This is a genomic window from Novosphingobium sp. CF614 (genome assembly GCF_900113255.1).
Taxonomy (GTDB): Bacteria; Pseudomonadota; Alphaproteobacteria; order Sphingomonadales; family Sphingomonadaceae; genus Novosphingobium.
The window spans coordinates 33,636-55,378 of record NZ_FOOR01000018.1; the positions used below are offsets into that span (position 1 = coordinate 33,636).

At 66.9% G+C, this 21,743-nt stretch carries 18 protein-coding genes; 2 read left to right on the forward strand and 16 right to left on the reverse strand.

The features are described 5' to 3' along the window. Nucleotides 1–5: 5 nt before the first annotated feature. From BM052_RS15555 to BM052_RS15605, 11 genes are all read right to left on the reverse strand, one after another. The gene (locus BM052_RS15555; protein ID WP_091148377.1) at nt 6–2,864 is read right to left on the reverse strand and encodes a 2-oxoglutarate dehydrogenase E1 component; all 2,859 of its coding nucleotides are present in this window, start codon (nt 2,862–2,864) and stop codon (nt 6–8) included. 211 nt (nt 2,865–3,075) lie between these two features. Further along, complete coding sequence (gene sucD, locus BM052_RS15560; protein ID WP_091148378.1) at nt 3,076–3,966, reverse strand: succinate--CoA ligase subunit alpha; 891 nt, start codon at nt 3,964–3,966, stop codon at nt 3,076–3,078. 13 nt (nt 3,967–3,979) lie between these two features. Next, nucleotides 3,980–4,405, reverse strand: a complete 426-nt coding sequence (locus BM052_RS15565; RefSeq protein WP_091148379.1) for a PIN domain-containing protein — start codon at nt 4,403–4,405, stop codon at nt 3,980–3,982. Then, the gene (locus BM052_RS15570) at nt 4,405–4,653 is read right to left on the reverse strand and encodes a hypothetical protein (protein ID WP_091148383.1); all 249 of its coding nucleotides are present in this window, start codon (nt 4,651–4,653) and stop codon (nt 4,405–4,407) included. The genes BM052_RS15565 and BM052_RS15570 overlap by 1 nt, the downstream gene beginning before the upstream one ends. A gap of 103 nt (nt 4,654–4,756) precedes the next feature. Beyond that, entirely contained in the window at nt 4,757–5,719 is a 963-nt protein-coding gene (gene mdh / locus BM052_RS15575) for a malate dehydrogenase (protein WP_091148385.1), read from the reverse strand. 502 nt (nt 5,720–6,221) lie between these two features. After that, on the reverse strand, nt 6,222–6,581 hold the full coding sequence (locus BM052_RS15580; protein WP_091148386.1) for a hypothetical protein: 360 nt from the start codon (nt 6,579–6,581) through the stop codon (nt 6,222–6,224). A gap of 149 nt (nt 6,582–6,730) precedes the next feature. Then, a complete protein-coding gene (locus tag BM052_RS15585; RefSeq protein ID WP_255406194.1) occupies nt 6,731–7,882 on the reverse strand; it encodes a cell wall hydrolase in 1,152 nt (383 codons plus the stop codon). A 217-nt stretch (nt 7,883–8,099) separates the two neighbouring features. Then, nucleotides 8,100–8,402, reverse strand: a complete 303-nt coding sequence (locus tag BM052_RS15590) for a hypothetical protein (protein ID WP_091148388.1) — start codon at nt 8,400–8,402, stop codon at nt 8,100–8,102. Between the two features lie 16 nt (nt 8,403–8,418). Further along, entirely contained in the window at nt 8,419–11,334 is a 2,916-nt protein-coding gene (locus tag BM052_RS15595) for a M16 family metallopeptidase (protein WP_091148389.1), read from the reverse strand. 46 nt (nt 11,335–11,380) lie between these two features. Further along, nucleotides 11,381–11,593: a hypothetical protein gene (locus tag BM052_RS20115; RefSeq protein ID WP_091148390.1), complete on the reverse strand. Its 213-nt coding sequence runs from the start codon at nt 11,591–11,593 to the stop codon at nt 11,381–11,383. Between the two features lies 1 nt (nt 11,594). Beyond that, nucleotides 11,595–12,062, reverse strand: coding sequence for a hypothetical protein (locus BM052_RS15605; protein WP_091148391.1), 468 nt, complete (start codon nt 12,060–12,062; stop codon nt 11,595–11,597). 286 nt (nt 12,063–12,348) lie between these two features. On the opposite strand from BM052_RS15605, the gene clpB reads away from it, so the two are divergent. Continuing rightward, on the forward strand, nt 12,349–14,928 hold the full coding sequence (gene clpB / locus BM052_RS15610; RefSeq protein ID WP_091148392.1) for an ATP-dependent chaperone ClpB: 2,580 nt from the start codon (nt 12,349–12,351) through the stop codon (nt 14,926–14,928). Nucleotides 14,929–14,950: 22 nt separating this feature from the next. Here the strand turns inward: clpB and BM052_RS15615 are convergent, their stop codons facing one another. Further along, nucleotides 14,951–15,793, reverse strand: coding sequence for an arylamine N-acetyltransferase family protein (locus BM052_RS15615; protein WP_091148393.1), 843 nt, complete (start codon nt 15,791–15,793; stop codon nt 14,951–14,953). Nucleotides 15,794–16,045: 252 nt separating this feature from the next. On the opposite strand from BM052_RS15615, the gene malQ reads away from it, so the two are divergent. Next, a complete protein-coding gene (gene malQ, locus BM052_RS15620; RefSeq protein WP_255406195.1) occupies nt 16,046–18,085 on the forward strand; it encodes a 4-alpha-glucanotransferase in 2,040 nt (679 codons plus the stop codon). A 151-nt stretch (nt 18,086–18,236) separates the two neighbouring features. On the opposite strand, the gene BM052_RS15625 is transcribed toward malQ, so the two are convergent. From BM052_RS15625 to BM052_RS15640, 4 genes are all read right to left on the reverse strand, one after another. After that, nucleotides 18,237–19,871 carry an alpha-D-glucose phosphate-specific phosphoglucomutase gene (locus tag BM052_RS15625; protein ID WP_091148394.1) on the reverse strand — a complete coding sequence of 545 codons (1,635 nt, stop codon included), beginning with the start codon at nt 19,869–19,871 and terminating at the stop codon, nt 18,237–18,239. Nucleotides 19,872–20,004: 133 nt separating this feature from the next. Continuing rightward, complete coding sequence (locus BM052_RS15630; protein ID WP_091148427.1) at nt 20,005–20,562, reverse strand: helix-turn-helix domain-containing protein; 558 nt, start codon at nt 20,560–20,562, stop codon at nt 20,005–20,007. Nucleotides 20,563–20,791: 229 nt separating this feature from the next. Further along, complete coding sequence (locus BM052_RS15635; protein ID WP_091148395.1) at nt 20,792–21,334, reverse strand: sigma-70 family RNA polymerase sigma factor; 543 nt, start codon at nt 21,332–21,334, stop codon at nt 20,792–20,794. Further along, nucleotides 21,327–21,524 carry a NepR family anti-sigma factor gene (locus BM052_RS15640; protein ID WP_143084864.1) on the reverse strand — a complete coding sequence of 66 codons (198 nt, stop codon included), beginning with the start codon at nt 21,522–21,524 and terminating at the stop codon, nt 21,327–21,329. Before BM052_RS15640 ends, BM052_RS15635 begins: the two co-directional genes overlap by 8 nt. Nucleotides 21,525–21,743 lie beyond the last annotated feature (219 nt).

The window sequence follows — 21,743 nt, forward strand, 5'->3', positions numbered from 1 at the left end:
TTATCTCAAGCCTTCTGCTTGCGACGGAGTTCGGAACGGACGGAAAGGCTGAGCGCGTCGGCTACGAGCGCCGCCTGTTCGGCGGTGTGGCGCTTGGCGAGGCCGGTGGCGGGCGAGGCCGCCGCGTTGCGGCCGGCATAGCGCGGGCGCGGGTTCTTGATGCCGGCCTCCTTGGCGGCTTCCTCTATCTGCGATTCGATGAAGAACCAGGCGCCGTTGTTGCGCGGTTCTTCCTGGCACCAGACGATTTCCTCCAGGTTGGTCATCCGGCTGAGGCGCAGCGCCAGCGGCTCGCCCGGGAAGGGGTAGAGCTGTTCCAGGCGGATGATCTGCACATCGTCGATCTCGGCCGCGTCGCGTGCCTCGAACAAGTCGTAGGCGACCTTGCCCGAACACAGGATGACCTTCCGGGTGTCCTTGTCCGCCGCCGGACGGATATCGGACAGGATGCGGAAGAAGTGGCCTTCGCCGACAAAGTCCGAAGCGCGCGATTTCGCCATCGGATGGCGCAGCAGCGACTTGGGCGTCATGATGACGAGCGGCTTGCGGAACGGGCGGTGCATCTGCCGGCGCAGTACGTGGAAGTAGTTGGCCGGGCTGGTGATGTTGCAGACCTGGATATTGTCCTGCGCGCAAAGCTGCAGGAAGCGTTCGAGGCGGGCCGAGGAATGTTCCGGACCCTGCCCTTCGTACCCGTGGGGCAGCAGCAGGACGAGGCCGTTGGCGCGCAGCCACTTGGCCTCGGCGGCGGCGACGTACTGATCGATGATGATCTGCGCGCCGTTGGCGAAATCGCCGAACTGGGCTTCCCACAGCACCAGCGTCTTGGGATCGGCGCTGGCATAGCCGTATTCGAAGCCGAGCACGCCATATTCGGACAGCGTCGAATCCAGCACTTCGAAGCGGCCGTGCGGCAGGGTCGAGAGCGGCACGTACTTGTGTTCATCGTTCTGGTCGACCCAGACCGCGTGACGCTGGCTGAAGGTGCCGCGCCCGCAGTCCTGGCCGGAGAGACGCACCGCGTACCCTTCTGAGCACAGCGAACCGAAGGCGAGCGCCTCGGCGGTGGCCCAGTCGAAGCCTTCGCCAGTCTTGAACATCTCGCGCTTGGCATCGATCACGCGGCCCAGCGTCTTGTGGATGGTCAGGTCCTCGGGCGGCGCGGTCAGCACGCGGCCGAGGCTGTCGAACAGCTTGGCCTCGATGCCGGTGTGGACGTTGCGCCGCGCGGTCTCGGGATCGGCGGGCTTGTTGAAGCCGCTCCACTGGCCGCCGAACCAGTCGGCCTGGTTCGACTTGTAGGTCTTGGCCGCTTCGAACTGCTCTTCCAGGTAGGCGTTGAACGCGGCTTCGGTCTCGGTCAGGAACGCGTCGTCGATCACGCCTTCGGCCTTGAGCCGGGCGGCGTAGATCTGGCTGACGGGCGGATGCTTGCGGATCTGCGCGTACATCAGCGGCTGCGTGAAACTCGGCTCGTCGCCCTCGTTGTGGCCGAAGCGGCGATAGCACCACATGTCGATCACGATATCGCGGCCGAACGTCTGGCGGTAATCGATGGCCAGCTTGCAGGCGAAAGTCACCGCCGCCGGATCATCGCCGTTGACGTGCAGCACCGGCGCCTGGACGCCCTTGGCGACGTCCGAGGGATAGGGCGAGTTGCGCGCGAACTGCGGGCTGGTGGTGAAGCCGATCTGGTTGTTGATGATGAAATGCAGGCAGCCGCCGGTGTTGTAGCCGCGCACGCCGGAAAGGCCGAGGCATTCCCAGACGATGCCCTGGCCGGCGAAGGCGGCGTCGCCGTGGATCAGCACGGGTAGGACCTGCTTGTGCCTGGCGCCGGGCCCGATGTCGTCGCCGATATCGTCGGCGATGACCTGGTAGGCGCGGACCTTGCCGAGCACCACCGGGTCCACCGTTTCCAGGTGGCTGGGGTTCGGCATCAGGCTCATGTGCACTTTGACGCCGTCGAAATCGCGGTCGGTGGAGGTTCCCAGGTGATACTTGACGTCGCCCGATCCGCCGACATCCTCGGGATTGGCGGTGCCGCCCGAGAATTCGTGGAAGATCACCTTGTAAGGCTTGGCCATGACGTTGGCGAGGACGTTGAGGCGGCCGCGATGGGCCATGCCGTAGACGATCTCCTTGACGCCGAGCTGGCCGCCGTACTTGATGACGCTTTCCAGCGCCGGAATCATCGATTCACCGCCGTCGAGGCCGAAGCGCTTGGTGCCGACGTATTTCTTGCCCAGGAACTTCTCGTACTGCTCGCCGCGGACCACGGCGCGCAGGATCGCCTTCTTGCCTTCGGGCGTGAACTCGATCTCCTTGTCGGCGCCTTCCATGCGGTCCTGCAGGAAGCGGCGCTCCTCGGTGTCGGAGATGTGCATGTATTCAAGGCCGACGGTGCCGCAGTAGTTGGCGCGCAGGATCTGCACGATGTTGCGCACCGTCGTCCATTCCAGGCCGAGGTTGCCGCCGACATAGACCGGCCGATCGAGCGCTTCGCCGGAAAAGCCGTGGTATTCCGGGGTCAGGTCCTGGGGCAGTTCGCGCTGCGAGAGGTGCAGGGGATCGAGATCGGCGGCCAGGTGCCCGCGCACGCGGTAGGTGCGGATCAGCAGCATGGCGCGGATCGAATCGGCGGCCGCCACTTCCACGCGGGCGGCGTCGACCTTGAAGCCTGCCCGCTTCGCGGCGCTTTCGATCCCGGCCTTGAGCGTCGTGGGGTCAAGCCCCTGGGTCCAGTCATCCTCGAACTCGGCGCCGACGCGGGGCCAGTTGCTGCGCTGCCAGCTGGGGCCGGGCTGCGGGCCGCCTCCGTTCAATTCGGAGTCGGGAGTGAAATCGAAGCTTTCGTCGCCCATCGGAAAATACCTTTCCGCGCCGGAACAGGTGGTCCGACGCCATCGAGCATTCGCGGCGGTCCTCAGGGTCCCCGGGGAGGACTAGACCCGAAATCCGTCAGAGTCGTCAAAGTACAGTGTGTCGTCAGAGTACAGTGTACGTACAATAATGTCTTTGCCGGGGCGGGCACGCCTTCGATGCGGCACCGAAGGCTTAGCCGCCCCGATCACTTTACGCGAGTTCCTTCAGCAGGCCCTCGAGTGTCACGCCCAGCTCCGAGGGAGAGGGGGAGACACGGATGCCGGCTTCTTCCATCGCCGCGATCTTGTCCTCGGCGCCGCCCTGGCCGCCCGAGACGATCGCGCCGGCATGGCCCATGCGCCGTCCCGGAGGGGCAGTGCGGCCGGCGATGAAGCCGACCATCGGCTTCTTGCGGCCGCGCTTGGCCTCGTCCTTGAGGAACTGCGCGGCCTCTTCCTCGGCGCTGCCGCCGATCTCGCCGATCATGATGATCGACGTGGTCGCATCGTCGGCCAGGAACAGTTCGAGCACGTCGATGAAGTTGGTGCCGTTCACCGGGTCGCCGCCGATGCCCACCGCGGTGGTCTGGCCGAGCCCGGCATTGGTGGTCTGGAACACGGCCTCATACGTGAGCGTGCCCGAACGGCTGACGACGCCGACCGAACCCTTCGAGAAGATGTTGCCGGGCATGATGCCGATCTTGCACTCGTTCGGCGTCAGCACGCCGGGGCAGTTCGGGCCGATCAGGCGCGACTTGCTGCCGCTGAGCGCGCGCTTGACGCGCACCATGTCGAGCACCGGGATGCCTTCGGTGATGCAGACGATCAGTTCCATCTCGGCATCGATCGCCTCCAGGATCGAATCGGCGGCGAACGGCGGCGGCACGTAGATGCACGAAGCGGTGGCGCCGGTCCTGGCCTTGGCCTCGGCCACGGTATCGAAGACCGGCAGGCCGATGCACTCGGTGCCGCCCTTGCCGGGGGTGACGCCGCCGACCATCTGCGTGCCGTAATCGAGCGCGGCCTGGGTGTGGAACATGCCGGTGGAGCCGGTCATGCCCTGGGTGATGACCTTGGTGTTCTTGTCTATGAGGATGGACATGTCTGCTCCCGGTTCAATGGGCGAAAGGAAGGAAGGGGTTGACCACGGTGACCTCACCATAGCGCTGCCCGTGGTTGAGATCTTCGGTATAGAGCGTGCGCGCACCGGCGCGGCGGGCAGCGGCAACGATCAGCCCGTCAAGGAAGTCGATCTTGAAGCGCAGGCCCAGGTCCAGGCCCTCCATGACCAGGACGTCGTCGGCGCCGATTACCGGGGAGGCGCGCAAATCGTTTAGCCATTCGCGGACGGTGTCGGGCGAAAGCCCCGGCTTGCGTTTGCGGGTGGTCGAATTGACGAATTCGACCATGACTTGCGTTGAAATCGCGAATCGCTCGCGCGCGATGAGGTCCGAAGCGATCTTGCGCTTCCACTCTTCGTCGTGCTTGGGGTAGGCCGCGTAGACGAGGACGTTGGTGTCGAGGAAGGTTTCGGCGAGCATCAGCAGTCCGCCCCCCGATCCCAAAGCGAGGCCCGGTCGAACCGAGGCGCGTCGATCGCCCGGGGGGCGTTGTTCGAACGGGCGATCATGCGCGCGATCGCGGCCCGCTGCTCTTCGCTGCGTGCGCCGACGGTTTCTTCCATGTGCTTGCGGATCAAGGCGTTCACACTGGTTTTCAGGCGCACCGCTTCGGCCCGGTATCGCGCCAGAATTTCTTCGTCGACAGCAAGGGTGATGTTCTTGGTCATGGCCGAATTCCGCGGTTACACAGGATATGTGTAAATTTAGGTCTTTCACATTCCTGCGTCAACGCGACGGAAGCGTTCGCCGCTTCCGTCGCGATAGTGGGAATTACGCAAGGCTCGGATCGAGTTCCTTGCAGGCCGCGATCAGCGTCTTCACTTCGTCGATCGAGATCTGCAGGCCGGCCTTGGCCTTGTCGTCGAGGGCGATTTCGATCACTTGCTCGACGCCGCCGGCACCGATCACCACGGGAACGCCGACGTAGAGGTCGTCGATGCCGTACTGCCCGGTCATGTGCGCGGCGCAAGGCAGCACGCGCTTCATGTCGCCGAGGTAGCTTTCCGCCATCGAGATGGCGCTGGCCGCGGGCGCATAGAAGGCCGAACCGGTCTTGAGCAGCGCGACGATCTCGCCGCCGCCGCCGGCGGTGCGCTTGACGATGGCGTCGATGCGCTCCTGCGTCGACTTGCCCATCTTGATGAGATCGGGAACCGGGATGCCCTTGACGGTCGAATATTCGGGGATCGGCACCATCTGGTCGCCGTGGCCGCCGAGCACGAAGCTGGTGACGTCGCGCACCGAGACGCCGAATTCCCAGGCGAGATAGGTCGAGAAGCGCGCCGAATCGAGCACGCCCGCCATGCCGACCACCATGTTGTGCGGCAGGCCGGAGAATTCGCGCAGCGCCCAGACCATCGCGTCGAGCGGGTTGGTGATGCAGATCACGAAGGCGCCCGGGGCATACTGCTTGATGCCTTCGCCGACCGACTTCATGACCTTGAGGTTGATGCCCAGCAGGTCGTCGCGGCTCATGCCCGGCTTGCGGGGAACGCCGGCGGTGACGATGATGACGTCCGCGCCTGCGATGTCCTTGTAATCGTTGGTGCCGGTTACGAAGGCGTCGAAGCCTTCGATCGGGCCGCACTGCGACAGGTCGAGCGCCTTGCCCTGGGGAATGCCTTCGGCGATGTCGAAAAGGACGATGTCGCCCAGTTCCTTCTGCGCGGCGAGATGTGCCAGCGTGCCGCCGATGTTGCCAGCGCCGATAAGGGCGATCTTCTTACGAGCCATATTGCGTGCGTGTCCTTCCCAGGGCGGGATTCCCGGACTTCAAGGCGGCCTGCTTCATCCCGCTAAAGGCAGGCGCCGGTGTTTGCACCGCGCGCCCTACGCCCCTGCGTGCGACATTGCAACCGCGAAACGACGCATTTCGCGGCTATTGCGGCGGAAGATTCTGATAATAGTTCGCAATTGCAACAATAGATTTTTGGGCTCACCGAAACCCGAATGGAAGGCCCGCGCAGGCCCGGCGCGGCAACGCCAACGGGACTGCTCCGGGCCTGGGAGATTGCCGGAAAGGTCGCTGGGGCCGTGCGGCGAAGGCGATTTCATGCCAAGTCTTTTGAAGCGAGACTCGTCTTCTCTCGTCGTCGTTGCGAGACGGCGGAGCCGTCGAAGCAATCCAGGGCAGGGTGGGCGAGGCGCAGGATTGCTTCGATGGCTCCGGCGGCTCGCAACGACGAAACAGGAGTAGGAACAAGAGTTCCGATCGGTCGGACCTGGTATCAGCCTGCTAGGGGATGAGCTCGCGCGTGCAGGCATCGGCCATCTGGCGATCGAGCTGGCGGCAGATCGCGATCCAGCGGTCACGGCCGGCGCTGTTGCCGGCGGATTCGGCCGCTTCGGCTTCCGCCCGCGCCTTCGCGGCGGCGGCCAGGCCGAAACGGGCGAAGTGGCGCAGCGTTTCGACCAGCAGTTGTTCGTCGGCCGAAGACGCGATCAATGGCATCGCGCGGTCCCGATCCGCCGTGCACACGGCCAGGCGCACCGCGCGGCGGTTGTCGTTGACCGCGCCCAGCGGGGCCGAGGGGCACAACGCCCGCACGATCGCGGGGGTCGTTCCACCCCAGGCAGCAGCAAAACGGATTGTCATGGTCGGGGGGCCTTTAACGTGTCAGCTGCGTATAACATCGAATTAGCCAGTGAAACTCTAAACATTCATGATAGGCTTTGGTTGCCGAAGTCTTGATTTACCCGATCGGAGTCTTTCCTGAGGCCAGGCCCTTGCAATCGTTTGACTTCCTAGCTTCCCGGCTGCGTGATCCAGCGGCCGGTGTTGGCGTATTCCGCTTTGATTCCTTGTGCTTCGGGCAAATTGCGGGCGCGGTAGAGCGCATCGCCGCCGCGTTCGCGCAGCTCGCTGGTGTAGAGCGGCGGCGTCCCGGTGGCGGCCGCGGCGGCGTTAACCTTTCCGGCCATCCTGGCCTGTTCCAGCGAATCGAAGACGCGCTGCACCGCTAGCGGATCAACGACCGCGTCCGGAACGGCGGATTGGCTGCGGGCATGCGGGGCGGCGACCGGTTCGCCGCCGAAATAGGCGAAGCGGAACGCCGCCGGCCTGCCGGCCTGCCCATTGAAGCTATAGAAGCGGTGCGCGCCGATGGTGCCCAGGTAATGCAGGCTCGGCGCCCAATAGGGATTGACCTGTACGGTGTGATAATGCGTCGCCAGGCCCACGGGGATGTAGACGTAGCCAGCCAGTGCCTGGCGCGCGACGTTTTCGGCGCGGTCCCAGAACATCCGCGACGGACGGCGGGCCAGCGAACCGTCGCACGTGAACGAGAACTGGCAGCCGGTCGACCGTTCCGAGCCCTGGTAGACGACGCCGCACACGGTCTTGGGATAGGCCGGGTGGGCGACGCGGTTGAGTACCACTTGCGCCACCGCCCGCTGGCCGCCGTCGGGCTCGCTGGCGGCTTCATAATAGATCGCGGCGGTCAGGCATTGCAGCGCCCGGGTGCGGTCGACGCCGGAATTGTCGATCCGGAGTGGCCGCGCCGCCGGCCCGCCCTGGATGGCGGGGCCGGAAACGCTGTCGTCGGCGTCGAAGCGGATGCCTTCGCCCACCTGCAGCACCGGCGCTTCGGCCTCCAGGTAGTAGAACGCGGAGCCGGGAAAGCTCGCCCCGGCCTGTTCGAAGGGCATGGGTTCGACAGCGGCCTTCTGCGCCACCGCATCGGCAATGGCGAAGCGATCCCACCCGCCGGGCGCGGCGAAGGCGGGCAGGGCGATGGCGGCCATGGCCGTCACGCCCAGTGTCCAGCGGCGCTTCAGGCGCATCGGCGGATTGCCGGCGCCGCGTGCCCTGCGTTCGAACCGGGCGGCGAAATCGCGCGGGCGCGCTTCGCACCATTCGGCCCGGAGCTGGTCAGGCAAGGCGGCGGCTGAAGGCACTCGGTCCCTTTCACGGCGTGCGGGCGCGATATCGCAGGCGTGGGCCTAACCCGCCTTGACGGGCGCCGCATCCACGCATTCCGCGCCGTCCCTATGCGGGACAGGCCGGGCACCTAAACCTAATGCCTTAAAAATTCGCGGACCGCCGCCTTTCGCATGCCTGGTCCGCTCGCCCGCGCTTGTCCGAAGCCCGGCACGATGCTTCGCGGCGGCGAAGTCAGGCTCGCCGCGTTCCCTTGAGTTCCATCGTGCCGAACATCCCGGCCTTGACCGTGCCGGTGATCGCATCGCCTTCGACGGTCGCGGTGCATTCGAGGTCCATCGGCATCGGCATGGTCATCTTCATCCGCCAGGTCAGCCGGTTGCCGGAGATCCGGCCATCGATGACCTCCATCGAGCCGAGATCGCCGGCGATGTTGCCGGTGAAGCCGCCCGCTTCACCGGGCACCACGGTCAGCACGCCCGCCTGGTTCCCCAGCGGGGTCTTCGTAACGCAATCGTAAGTGCCGCCTGGGGACATTCCGCAACTCCTCCGGTTAATGCGTTTCGGCGGGGGCCGCCGGCGCCTGGTGGACTTCGAGCGCAAGGCCGACCTTCTTGAGCTGCGGCTCGACGATCCTGCGGTCCCCCACAACGACGTAAGTCATGCCGGCCGGCCGCAGATACCGTGTCGCGGCTGTCGATATCGCATCGGCGCCGATCGCGCGGTACTTGGCGGCCAGCGTGACGTAGTAGTCTTCGCGGCGGCCGAGCAGGTCGTTCTTGCGGATGCTGGCCTGGACGGCGGCGTTCGTCTCGAACTGATTGGGCAGGGCGCGGATCGTGCCTTCGGTGACGCGTTGCAGCTCTTCGGCCGTCATCGGCTTCCGGCCGGGAAAGGCGCGCATGTCGGCGATGATGGCCTTGATCGCATCGCCGGTGCGATCGGCCTGGACCGGCGCGCGTACGACCAGCGTGCGCGGACCGACGGGCTGGGAGACCTGGCTGTAGACGCCGTAGCTCCAGCCTTTCTCCTCGCGCAGGTCCTTGTTGAGGCGCGAAAGGAAATCGCCGCCGAGCACGTCGTTAGCAAGGTCGAGGTCCTCGGCGTCCGGCGTGCGGCCGGTCAGGGGCAGGACCCGTCCGGCGATGATGACCGATTGCGGCGAGTTGGGGCGGTCGATCAGGATGATGCGGTCACTGGCCGCGGGAATGGCCGCGTCGAGCGGCTTGACCGGTGCCGGGCCCGCCGGCGTCTGCCAGGAACCGAAAGCCCGTTCCAGCAGCGGCTTGAGCCGGTCCATGGAAATGTCGCCGACCACGGTGATCCGCGCGAGATCGGGGCGTAGCCACTTGTCGTGGGCGGCGCGCAGCGCGGCCGGCGTCAGCGCCGCCAGCGAAGCGGCATTGCCGAGGCCGTCGGTGGGCTGGGCATAAGGGTGGGCGCCGAACAGCGAGGCGCCGAGCGTGCGCATCGCCAGGGCATTGGGCGTGGACAGGTTTTGCGCCAGTTCCGCTTGCGCCTGTCCTTTCACCCGCGCCACGTCATCGTCGGCGAAGGCCGGGTGCAGGACGAGGTCGGCCATCAGTTCCAGCGAGGGTGCAAGGTTGTCGGACAGGGCCGAGAGTATCACGCTGCTCGTGTCCAGCGAACCGTCGGTCGCGATCTGCGCGCCGAGCCGTTCTTGCGCTTCGGCGATCTCGGTGGCGTTGCGGGTGGTCGTCCCTTCGTCGAGCATGTCCAGCATCAGGCCCTGCGTGCCCGGGGCGTCGAGCGCGTCGGCGGCGAAGCCGGCATTGAAATCGAGCGAGAGGACCAGCTTCGGCACCGCCATGCGGCGCGCCAGCGCGACGGGGATGCCGTTCGACAGGGTCGTGCGCTCTATCCGCGGGAAGGCGAGTTCGCCCACCGGCTGTACCGGCGGCGGGCTTCGCCGGGGAGCCGGCGGCAGTGCCGGCGCTTTGGCATGGGGGTCGGCTGGCGGAGCGGCGTGGCCGGCCTCGTCGCCCCAGCCGCCCATGGCATCGCCGCTGGCGGTGCGCGTGCCGGGGACGACATCGAGTTCGTAGACCGGCCGGGACAGCCATTTGCCGAGCGCGGCCTTGACGGCCCCGGGCGTGAGCGCGGCCATGGCGGCAAGATCGTGCTTGTAGCGGGCGGGATCGTCCGAATAGACCTGTCCCTCGGCCAGCGTCGCCCCTTTCCCGTCGAAGCCGCCGACGCGCTCGAGGCCGCCGATTTCGCCGGACAAGGTGCTCACGACCGCGCGCCGCACTTCGTCCTCGGTCGGGCCGTCGCGCAGATAGTCGGCAAGGACTTTGTCGAACGCGGCTTCGGCCAGGGCGCGATCGACGCCGGGCTTCACGTCCATCGACATCTGCAGGAAACTGAGCTGCTGAAAGACCTGATCGTAGGCGGTGACGGCCACGGCGAGTTCCTTGCCGCGCACCAGTTCGTTGTCGAGGCGCGAACTGGCCAGGCCGCCCAGGATGTGCATGCCGATCCGCAGCGCCGGGGTATCCGGATCGTTGAGCCCAGGCGCGGTCCAGTTGCGGGTCAGGCGCAGGACCGGGACCTGGTCGGCGATGTCGCGCTTGACCGGGGCAGGGAGGGTGAAGGGCTCGGCCGCGACCGGCGCCACTTGCGGCCCGCGCGGGATCTCGCCGAACCACTTCTCCACTTTCGGGCGCGCCGCCGCCGCGTCGATGTCTCCCGACAGCACCAGGACGACGTTGTTGGGGCCATAGTGATCGGCGAACCACCGGCGCACGTCGGTCAGCGTCGCCGCGTCGAGATCCGCCATCGAGCCGATGGTGGAATGGCGGTAGGGATGGCCCACCGGAAGCAGGCCTTCGCTCTGGGCATAGTCGAACAGGCCATAGGGCTGGTTGTCGCCCTGCCGCTTTTCGTTCTGGACGACGCCGCGTTGCTTGTCGAGCTTGTCCTGGGTGACCGCCGGCAGGAGGTGGCCCATGCGGTCGCTCTCCATGAACAGCGCCAGGTCGAGCGCGCCGGTGGGCACGGTCTCGATGTAGTTGGTCCGATCGAACCAGGTCGAGCCGTTGGTCGGCGTCGAGCCGGCGGCCACCAGCGGAACGTCGAAATCGGGCGCGTTGGCCGAGCCGCCGAAGAACAAGTGCTCATAGAGATGCGCGAAGCCGGTACGGCCGCGCGGCTCGTTCTTCGATCCGACCTTGTAGTAGAGCGTGACCGCCACGATCGGGGCCTTGCGGTCGGTGTGGACGATCGTCGTCAGCCCGTTGGGCAGGAGGAACTTCTCATAGGGAATGTCGACCTTGGCGACCAGCTCGGCCGGCGAAACGGACGCGGGCGCCGCGCTCTGCTCCACCCCCGGCGCGCCGCCGCCGGGCGCGACGGGCGAGGGAGGGGGCGTGGTCCCGGCGCAGGCGGAGAGGAGCAGGGGAAGGGTGAGCAGAGTAAGTTTTGCGGCGTGGGAACTGGAGCGGTTCACAGATTGGCCCTTCTGGCAGGAAGCAAGAAACTGCGTGGCAAGGTGGTCAAGTGACCGGCGGGCTATCCGGTTCGGTGCGTTGCGGGGGCGGCAACGCGGCGAAAAGCCGCGAAATTCGCGTCAGCAGTTCGTCCGCAATACCTGACCGGCTGCGAAGACGGACAAGCCACACATGATGAAGCAAGACTGCGCCGACGGACGCAAGATTGATCCATGTCTCGGCGGACCGGCCGGTGAATAGGGAAAGGAATTCCGTCATCTCAGGTTCCCGCCAGTTCCCCAAGCCGCTCTATGATCTGATCGAGGACGGTGATTTCCTCCGACGACTCGGATGCCTGCTTGATCGACCGGGTGCATATGATCGTCCCGGCCAGGAATGGAATGAACGCTACCGCGGGCGTAGTCAAAGCCAATGCGGCAAGCACTGCTCCCGCAGCAAGCCCTATGCCTCCGGCAATGCCCACCAGGCGCGTAGTTTCGCGGGCATTCAGACGCCTTGATCTCAGCTCTTCAGCGGTACGCTTGCAATGCATGATGGTGTCAAGCATGTGGGCGACGCTCAACGGATCGTTCAACCGATCCAGTCCACGCCGCACGCTTTCCGACAGGACGTAGGAATCGAACATCTGGCGAATGTCGCGGAGCTGCGGCACGGTCGGCTCCGATTCCAGGGCTTTGCCCAAGTTTAAAAACAGCTTCGGCAGTTCATCGCCCATCGGGCCGATCATCGTCGCTCCAGCTCGACCTGTAAAGCATCCGGATGAAGCCTTCACGGATGCGCGCCGGGAGCTTTGGCCAGTCCGTCATTCCTGTACCGTCGTTCCGCCGGCTCTTCGGGCACTGGCAATCCGGAAAACCCGCCCCCATGTGTGGGCGGGCCGGCTCCGGTTGCTGTCCTTGTGCTCGATCAAGGTTTTCGCGCGAGATGCGCGGCATAGGAAAAAGGGAGCGGAGAGGCTCTTGTGTTGTAAATATACAACACTACATCATCGGGATCAGGAGGCATCTCAAACCATGAATCTCGAAAAGTTCACCGACCGGGCAAAAGGGTTCCTGCAGGCGGCGCAGACCGTCGCGATCCGCATGAACCACCAGCGCATCACCCCGGAGCACGTGCTCAAGGCGCTGCTCGACGATCCCGAGGGCATGGCCGCCGGGCTCATCAAGCGCGCGGGCGGCAATCCGGTCTTCGCCACGCAGGAACTGGACAAGGCCCTGGCCAAAGTGCCGGCGGTCTCGGGCGGCGGGGCGCAGGCCGCGCCTGGGCTGGACAACGATACGGTGCGCCTGCTCGACGCCGCCGAGCAGGCCGCGACCAAGTCGGGCGACAGCTATGTCACGGTCGAGCGGCTGCTGCTGGCGCTGACGCTTGCCGCCGCCACCCCGGCGGGGCAGGCGCTCAAGGCCGCCAACCTCACGCCCCAGACGCTGGAGGCCGCCATCACCGAGCTGCGCGGCGGCCGCACCGCCGACAGCGCCGGGGCCGAGAACGCCTATGACGCGATGAAGAAGTACGCGCGCGACCTCACCCAGGCGGCGCGCGAAGGCAAGCTTGACCCGGTCATCGGCCGCGACGAGGAAATTCGCCGCACCGTGCAGATCCTCGCCCGCCGCACCAAGAACAATCCCGTCCTTATCGGCGATCCCGGCGTGGGCAAGACCGCCATCGCCGAGGGACTGGCGCTGCGCATCGCCAATGGCGACGTGCCCGACAGCCTCAAGGACCGGCAACTGATGGCGCTCGACATGGGCGCCCTGATCGCCGGCGCCAAGTATCGCGGTGAGTTCGAGGAACGCCTCAAGGCCGTGCTCGACGAGGTCAAGGGCGCCGAGGGCGACATCATCCTGTTCATCGACGAGATGCACACGCTGATCGGCGCGGGCGCCTCGGAAGGTTCGATGGACGCCGGCAATCTCCTGAAGCCCGCGCTGGCGCGCGGCGAGCTTCACTGCATCGGCGCGACCACGCTCGACGAATACCAGAAGTACGTGGAGAAGGACGCCGCGCTCCAGCGCCGCTTCCAGCCCATCTTCGTGGGCGAGCCGACCGTCGAGGACACCGTTTCGATCCTGCGCGGGCTCAAGGAGAAGTACGAGCTGCACCACGGGGTGCGGATCACCGATGGCGCGATCGTGGCGGCGGCGACGCTGTCCAACCGCTACATCACCAACCGCTTCCTGCCCGACAAGGCGATCGACCTGATGGACGAGGCCGCCAGCCGGATCCGCATGGAAGTGGAGTCCAAGCCCGAGGAGATCGAGAAGCTCGATCGCCGCATCATCCAGCTCAAGATCGAGGAGATGGCGCTGGGCAAGGAGACCGACGAGGCCTCCAAGGACCGGCTCAAGGCCCTGCGCGAGGAACTGGCGAACCTGGAGCAGCAGTCGAGCGAACTGACCACCCGCTGGCAGAACGAGCGCGACAAGATCGCCGCCGAAGGCAAGCTCAAGGAACAGCTCGATGCCGCCCGCATCGAACTGGAGCAGGTGCAGCGCCTCGGCGATCTCGCCCGGGCGGGCGAGCTTTCCTACGGCACCATCCCGAGCCTGGAAAAGCAGCTTTCCGAAGCCCAGGCGCAAGCGACCAACGCCTTGCTGCGCGAGGAAGTGACCGAGGACGATATCGCCGCCGTCGTCAGCAAGTGGACCGGCGTGCCGGTAGAGAAGATGCTGCAGGGCGAGCGCGAGAAGCTGCTCAAGATGGAAGAGGTGATCGGCCAGCGCGTGATCGGCCAGAAGGATGCGGTGGAAGCCGTCTCCAAGGCGGTGCGCCGCGCCCGGGCCGGCCTGCAGGACCCGAACCGGCCGCTGGGCTCGTTCCTGTTCCTGGGCCCCACCGGCGTCGGCAAGACCGAACTGACCAAGGCGCTCGCCGGCTTCCTGTTCGACGACGACACCGCGATGGTGCGCATCGACATGAGCGAGTTCATGGAAAAGCACGCGGTGTCGCGGCTGATCGGCGCGCCTCCCGGCTATGTCGGCTACGAGGAGGGCGGCGTGCTGACCGAAGCGGTGCGGCGCCGGCCCTATCAGGTCGTGCTGTTCGACGAAGTCGAGAAGGCGCATGCCGACGTATTCAACGTGCTGCTGCAAGTGCTCGACGACGGCCGCCTCACCGACGGGCAGGGCAGGCTGGTGGATTTCACCAACACCCTCATCATCCTCACCAGCAACCTTGGCAGCCAGTACCTTGCCGCCTTGGCGGACGGGCAGGATGTCGAGAGCGTGGAGCCGCAGGTCATGGAAGTCGTGCGCGCGCACTTCCGGCCGGAGTTCCTCAACCGGCTGGACGAGATCGTCCTGTTCCACCGCCTGGGCCAGGAGCACATGGGCCCGATCGTCGAAATTCAGGTCGGCCGCGTCCAGAAGCTGCTCAAGGATCGCAAGATCAGGCTGGAGCTTACCGATGCCGCCGAGCGGTGGCTCGGCCGGGTGGGCTACGATCCGGTCTACGGCGCCCGTCCGCTGAAGCGCGCGGTCCAGCGCTATTTGCAGGATCCGCTGGCAGAGAAGCTGCTGGCCGGCGAAATCCCGGATGGCAGCACGGTGCATATCGAGGAAGGAGAGGGGGCGCTGGCGATTGCTGTCGCATGATCCCGCCGGCGGAACCGGCGCGTCAGGCGAACAGCGCCAGTCCCGCCACCTCCGCTTCGCTCAGCGCGATCCGGAACACCGCGCCCAAGGTGCCTGCGTAGTCCGCCGGGTCGGCTATCGTGCGCTGGTCGGTGCCGCCCGGATGGTGCACGGTCAGCTCGCGATCGACCATCGAGGCGAAGCCCGCCGCCTGCGGGATGCTGGCGACGTGCAGCGTGGTGAAGCGGGTGCCTGGCCGGGTCGCGGTCCAGTGGCTGGCCTGTTCGAGATCGTCGGCGGCCACTTCCGAAAGGTCGAAGGTGTACTGCGGCTGCCAGTCATGGTGCGGAGCGGCGCGGCCGTCGGTGGCGGCGGGCGGTCCTGCGCGTTCGAGCAGCCACTGCCCGCGCACCATGCCGGTCTCGCCGATGCGGCGCAGCCGGTGCACCGCGCCGTCGGCGGTTCGCGCCCGCACCCCGTCCTTGAGCGGCAGCGGCGGAACATTGCTTCCGCCGAAGCCGGCATCGGCGAGCCAGAACCGCCCCTCGACCTCGGCCAGCAGGCAGACGTGAGTGCGCGGCGGCGTGATGCCTGCGGGAATGCCCAGCCGCACCCGCGCCAGCAGCGGCCGGCTGGGCACGCCGAGCGCCGCCAGCATGTCCGCATAGAGCCGGTTGTGCTCGAAGCAGTAACCGCCACGCCCGCGCAGCACCAGCTTGTCGAACACGCTCTCGCTGTCGATGCGGATCGGGCGGCCCAGCGGAATGTCCAGGTTCTCGAACGCGATCGCCAGCCGATGCGCGGATTGCAGCGCGCTCAGCCCTTGGGCGGTGATGGCGGGCGTTTCAGTGAGGCCGATGCGGGCGAGGTAGCGTTCAAGTGTCATCGCGATCCGCTTTGCCCGCGCACAAGCGCGGGGGCAAGCCTGTGAACTGCCTGTGAATTGCTTGTGGACGAAGGCGAGACACTTCCCGTTTAACCCATTTACAACAAATACTTGTGCCCAGCCTTCGGCAGCTCCGCCGCCTCGCAACGAGGATGGGAAACGAGGATGGGAAATGAATCTCGCTCAAGCAGACTTGGCATTATCCGTATGATTGCCGCGATGGGGCCGCGCCGCTAAGCTCGCCGTCGCTTCGTGGCGGGATCATCGTCCGCGCGGGCGGTGGAGGCAGAGATAGAGCAGTTGCACGCGCTTGCCGAGGCCATCGGCATTGCCCGCAAGTGGTGGGGCGTCGACGGGGCCGAGCGGACGGTTTCGGACGCGTCGCTGGCCAGCATCGCCACCGCCCTCGGCTATGCGGCCGGCAGCGCGGCGGAGATCGCCCGCAGCCTTGAGCAGCAGGCTTCGGAGCGCCGGCAACCGCCGGCGATGATCGTCACCGAAGTCGGCGTGCCCACGCCGCTTCCCGCCAGCATCGCCCGCGCCGAACTGACCGGCGAGGACGGCGTCGCGCGGACGCTGCCGGTCGGCGACTGGACGCTGCCGCCCATCGCCGAGCCCGGCTATTATCGCCTCGAGCTTGCCGGGCATGTACTGACCCTTGCGGTCGCGCCGCGCCGCTGCCCCGCCGTGCGCGACTTCGCCGAGGGCAAGCTGTGGGGACCCGCCGTCCAGATTCCGGCGCTGCGAGGGAGCACGGCGCGACCCTTCGGCGATTTCGGGGAGCTGGACGAAGCGGTCTCGCTGTTCGCCGCGCGGGGCGCGGACGTGCTTGCGATCAACCCGGTCCACGCGCTGTTTCCCGGCAATGGCATGGGTTTCTCGCCCTATTCGCCTTCCAGCCGGCTCTATCTCAACAGCGCCATGGGCGCCCCCGAGCTGCTGGGCCTGCCGTCCCTGCCACAGTCCCTGCCACCGCCCCTGCCATCGGGCGAGGGCGGCCCGCTGATCGACTGGGAAGGCGCCCTGCCGCGCCGGCTGGCGGATCTGCGGACCTTGTTCGCCAGCCTCGATGCCGGCGCGCGCGCGCGCATCGCCCGGGACAACGCGGTCCATGGCGAAGGCCTGCGCCGGCAGGCCCTGTTCGACGCGCTCGATGTGCATTTTCGCCCCGGCGGCGCCGATGGCTGGCGTGACTGGCCGCTGCCGTACCAGGACCCGGAGGGCGCGGCGGTCGGGGCTTTCGCAGCGGAGCACGCGGAAGAGGTGGAATTCCACCTCTTCACCCAGTGGCTGGCGCGCGAGAGTCTGGCCAGGGTACAGGCCCACGCCCGCCAGCAGGGCATGGCGGTGGGCCTGCTCGCGGACCTTGCCGTGGGCGTCCATACCGGCGGGGCCGATGCCTGGTCGATGCGCGAGAGCATGCTGGAAGGGCTCACCATCGGTGCGCCGCCCGATCCGCTCGGCCCCCACGGGCAGAACTGGATGCTCACGGGTTTTTCGCCCAGGGGCCTCGTGCGCAGCGGCTATGCCCCATGGATCGCCACCTTGCGCGCGGCGCTCAGCCTTGCCGGCGGCCTCAGGATCGATCACGCCTTCGGTCTTTCGCGGCTATGGGTCGTGCCCGCCGGGGAAGCATCGAGCGCGGGGGCATACCTGGCTTATCCCTTCGTCGACCTGATCCGCCTGGTCGCGCTGGAAGCGCACCGCGCCCGCGCACTGATCGTGGCCGAAGACCTGGGCACCATGCCGGCGGGCTTCGCGGAGGCGGTTGCCGACCGGAAGATGCTGGGCATGCGCGTGCTGTGGTTCGAGCGCGCCGCCGACCGGGGCTTCATCGGCGGGCAGGACTATGCGCCCGATAGCGTCGCCATGACCGGCACCCACGATACCGCCACCGTCGCCGGGTGGTGGAGCGGGCACGACCTTGAATGGGCGGAAAAGCTCGGGCGCCTGCCCGCCGATTCCAGTCCCGAGCGGGAGGCCGGACGCCGCGACTGGGATCGCGGCCTGCTCTGGGCGACGCTCACCCGCGACGCGGCCCCGCGCCCCGCGCCCGGCGATCCCGAACCCGTGGTCGAAGCCGCGCTGCGCCACATCGGCGGCTCCGCCTCGCAGCTCGCCATCGCGCCGCTCGAGGATCTGCTGGCGGAGCGCGAGCAGCCCAACCTGCCGGGCACGGTGACCGAGCATCCCAACTGGCGACGGCGCCTCGCGGCGCCGCTCAAGGACCTGCTGGAAGAACCGGGAACGGCGGAGCGGATCGAGGCATTGGACGGCGCCCGCAGGCGGTAGGAACAAGTCCCGCATGGACCCCCTTCCCTTCGTCAATTGCGAACCGCCGCAGGCGGTGTGGCAATCCAGGGCGGCACCAAACCGCCCTGGATTGCTGCGGCGGCTTCGCCACCTCGCGGGCGACGAAAGGGAGAGGCGAAGGGGGATGAGATCAGGTAATCACGTCCGGCCCGGTTCGCCCGGTGTGCCGGGCGATGCCCGCGATGTCCTCGGCGGCGGCGACCTGTGGTTGCAGCATCGCCGTGGTCTCGGCATCGAGGTGGCCGAAGGGCGCGACGTAGCTTTCCAGATAGACGCGCAAGGTGGCGCCCTGCGTGCCGGTGCCGGAAAGGCGGAAGACGACGCGGCTGCCATCCTCGAACAGCACGCGAATCCCCTGGTTGGCGCTGACCGAGCCGTCCACCGGGTCGGTGTAGGAAAAACTGTCGGCCATGCTCACCGTGAGCGGGCCGAAGCGCTTGCCCGGCAGCACCGCGAGTTGGGCTTTCAGGCCGTCCATCAGCGCGTTTGCGCCCGCTGTCTCGATGCCTTCGTAATCGTGCCGGGCGTAGTAGTTGCGCCCGTAGCGGGCCCAGTGTTCGCGGGCCAGTTCGTCCACGCTGATCCCGCGCACCGCCAGGATGTTGAGCCACAGCAGCACCGCCCACAGCCCATCCTTCTCGCGCACGTGGTCGGAGCCGGTGCCGGCGCTCTCCTCGCCGCAGATCGTCGCCATGCCGGCATCGAGCAGGTTGCCGAAGAACTTCCAGCCGGTCGGCGTCTCGAAGCACGGCACGCCCAGCGCCTCGGCGACGCGATCCGCCGCCGCGCTGGTCGGCATCGAGCGGGCGATGCCGGCGAGCCGCCCGCGATAGGCCGGCGCGATCTCGATATTGGCCGCCAGCATCGCCAGCGAGTCCGAGGGCGTGATGAAGCGCCCGCGCCCGATGATGAGGTTGCGGTCCCCATCGCCGTCCGAGGCGGCGCCGAGGTCGGGCGCGTCCGGCGACATCATCAGGTCGTAAAGGTCCTTCGCGTGGATCAGGTTGGGATCCGGATGGTGCCCGCCGAAATCCTCGAGCGGGATGCCGTTGACGACCGTGCCGGGCGCGAAGCCCAGCCGGTTCTCGAGAATCTCGATGGCATAGGGCCCGGTCACCGCGCTCATCGCATCGAAGCGCATGGTGAAGCCCGAGGCCGCGATCTTGCGGATCGCGCTGAAATCGAACAGGTCCTCCATCAGGTCGGCATAGTCGGCGACGGGATCGATCACCGATACGGTCATGCCGCCCACCCGCGCATTGCCGATCGCGTCGAGATCGATATCGTCGGCCTCGACGGTCAGCCAGCGGTCGATCTCCAGGGTGCGCGCGTGGATCGCGCCGGTCACGCCTTCCGGCGCCGGGCCGCCGTTGGCGATGTTGTACTTGATGCCGAAATCCTCGTCCGGCCCGCCGGGATTGTGGCTGGCCGAAAGCACCAGCCCGCCGTTCGCCCGGTACTTGCGGATCACGTGGCTGGCCGCCGGGGTGGAGAGAATGCCGCCCTTGCCCACCAGCACCCGGCCATAGCCGTTGGCCGCCGCCATGCGGATCGCCTGCTGGATCACCGTGCGGTTGTGAAAGCGCCCGTCGCCGCCGATCACCAGCACTGCGCCGGGTTCCGGCGAGACCACGTCGAACACCGCCTGGATGAAGTTTTCGGAATAGTTCGGCTGCTGGAACACCCTGACCTTCTTGCGCAGGCCGGAGGTGCCCGGGGCCTGTCCGTCGAAGGGCTGGGTGGGAACGGTAACGATCTGGCTCAAGCAAGGCTCTCCTTACGGCGACGGACCGGGCCGCGCCTGGCGACCGCGAATCTTCGAGCGGATAGATCACTGTCGCCGCGATTCCCGCAAGGCCAATCGTGCCCGGCAGGGATGCGAAATCGCCCGCCGCCGGTCAGAACAGATCGCGCAGCGCGTCGGCGACGGCCAGGCCCGCCACGGCGATGAGAAGAATCCCGGCGACGATGGCGATCAGCGCGGCGGTGCGGCTGAGCCCGGCATGCGGGCCATCGCGCAGCTTTGGAAAGATACGGCCGGCGCGCTCTTCCGGCCACGGATCGGTGAACGTGTAGATCGCCGCATCGGGCAAAACGAAGGTCTCATCCAGTTCGCTCCCGATCAGGACGTGCCGGACGGCAATCGGCTCGGGAGCCTGGGCGATATCGTCCGGCCGCGGCTTGCACTGCGCTTCCAGGTCCTGCTGGTACTGGCGATAGGCCCGCGCGAGTTCTGCGCGGGGCGGTGAGCCGGTGCGGATGCGCACGCCCTCTATCCGCTGATTTACCGCGCTTTCGGAGATACCCAGTTCCCAGGCGATTTCCTTGCTGGTGCGGTTCTCCGCGACGAAGCGCAGGACTTCGTGCTGCTTGGCGGTCAGCCTGGAGAAGGTGCGCAGCAGCCCGGCCTCGGGGACGCCGGGCCGCTCCCGGCGATCCTCACCTTCGGCGGACATCATCTTCGCCGGCGCCCGCGCGGCGGCGCCTCTCGATCCATTTCCTGCCGATACATCGCATCGCGGCCATGATAACGCAGGTTAACCAATCAATGCACCCCCTTGTACATAAAAACATCGGGCCCGGTCATGCCAAGTCTGTTGGAGCGAGATTCTTCTTCTCTTTTCCCCCTTGCCGCCTTCGCAACGACGAAAGGTGAAAATGAGTCTCGCTCGAGGTGACTTGGTATCAGGGCCGCCGTGACTTGCTCTCAACGGCCTCGACCTCGCCATCGAGCAACCGGGCGAGGTCGGCGCGGGCGCGGGCGACGCGGCTTTTCATGGTGCCGATCGGGCAGCCGGCGATATCGGCGGCTTCCTCGTAGCTGAAGCCGGAGGCGCCGACCAGCAGCACCGCCTCGCGCCGTTCGGGAGCGAGCTTCTGGAGAGCCGCTTCCATGTCGTCCAGGTGCAGCGGCCCTTCCTGGTCGGGTTCCATCACCAGCAGGCGTTCGGCGGCGCCCTCGTCCAGGTCGGTCTGGCGCTTGCTGCGGCGCAGTTCGGACAAATAATGGTTGCGCAGGATCGCGAAAGTCCAGGCACGCATGTTGGTGCCGGGCTCGTAGCGATCACGCGCGGTCCACGCCTTTATCGCGGCTTCCTGGACGAGATCGTCGGCGAAATCGGGGCGTCCCGAAAGGCCGCGGGCGAAGGCGCGCAAGTGCGGCAGGACCGCCAGCAGTTCATCGCGAAATCTCTCGTCGGCGGGGGAGGTCTTGATCCGCTCAGGCATCGTCGCTGTCATCCAGCTTCTTCAGGAGATCCTTGAAGCTGTCCGGCAGCGGTTCTTCGACCACGGAGTTGTAAAGCTTCCTCAGACCCCCGGCCCAACCCGGTTCGCCATCCCTTGGCGGGATGCGGCGCACCTCGGGCGGCAATCCCGATATTTTCGCGGGATGCCCACGTCCATTGGACTGACTCAACACGAACTCCCTTTCGCCGACCATCCTTGCTGCGAGACCGGGCGCCGGTCAAGCCTGGTGCGCCGCCGGCGTGGGCCGGGCGCTTCGCGAGCCCCGTCCGGCGGCAAGGCGCGCGGACGTCAATTGGCCTTGGAACAATTCACCTGCTTCAAGGTTCCCCTGCAAGCAAAGTGTTGCCATAGGTTTGTCGCCGGCGCGGGGGGCCGCGATCGTCGGCTT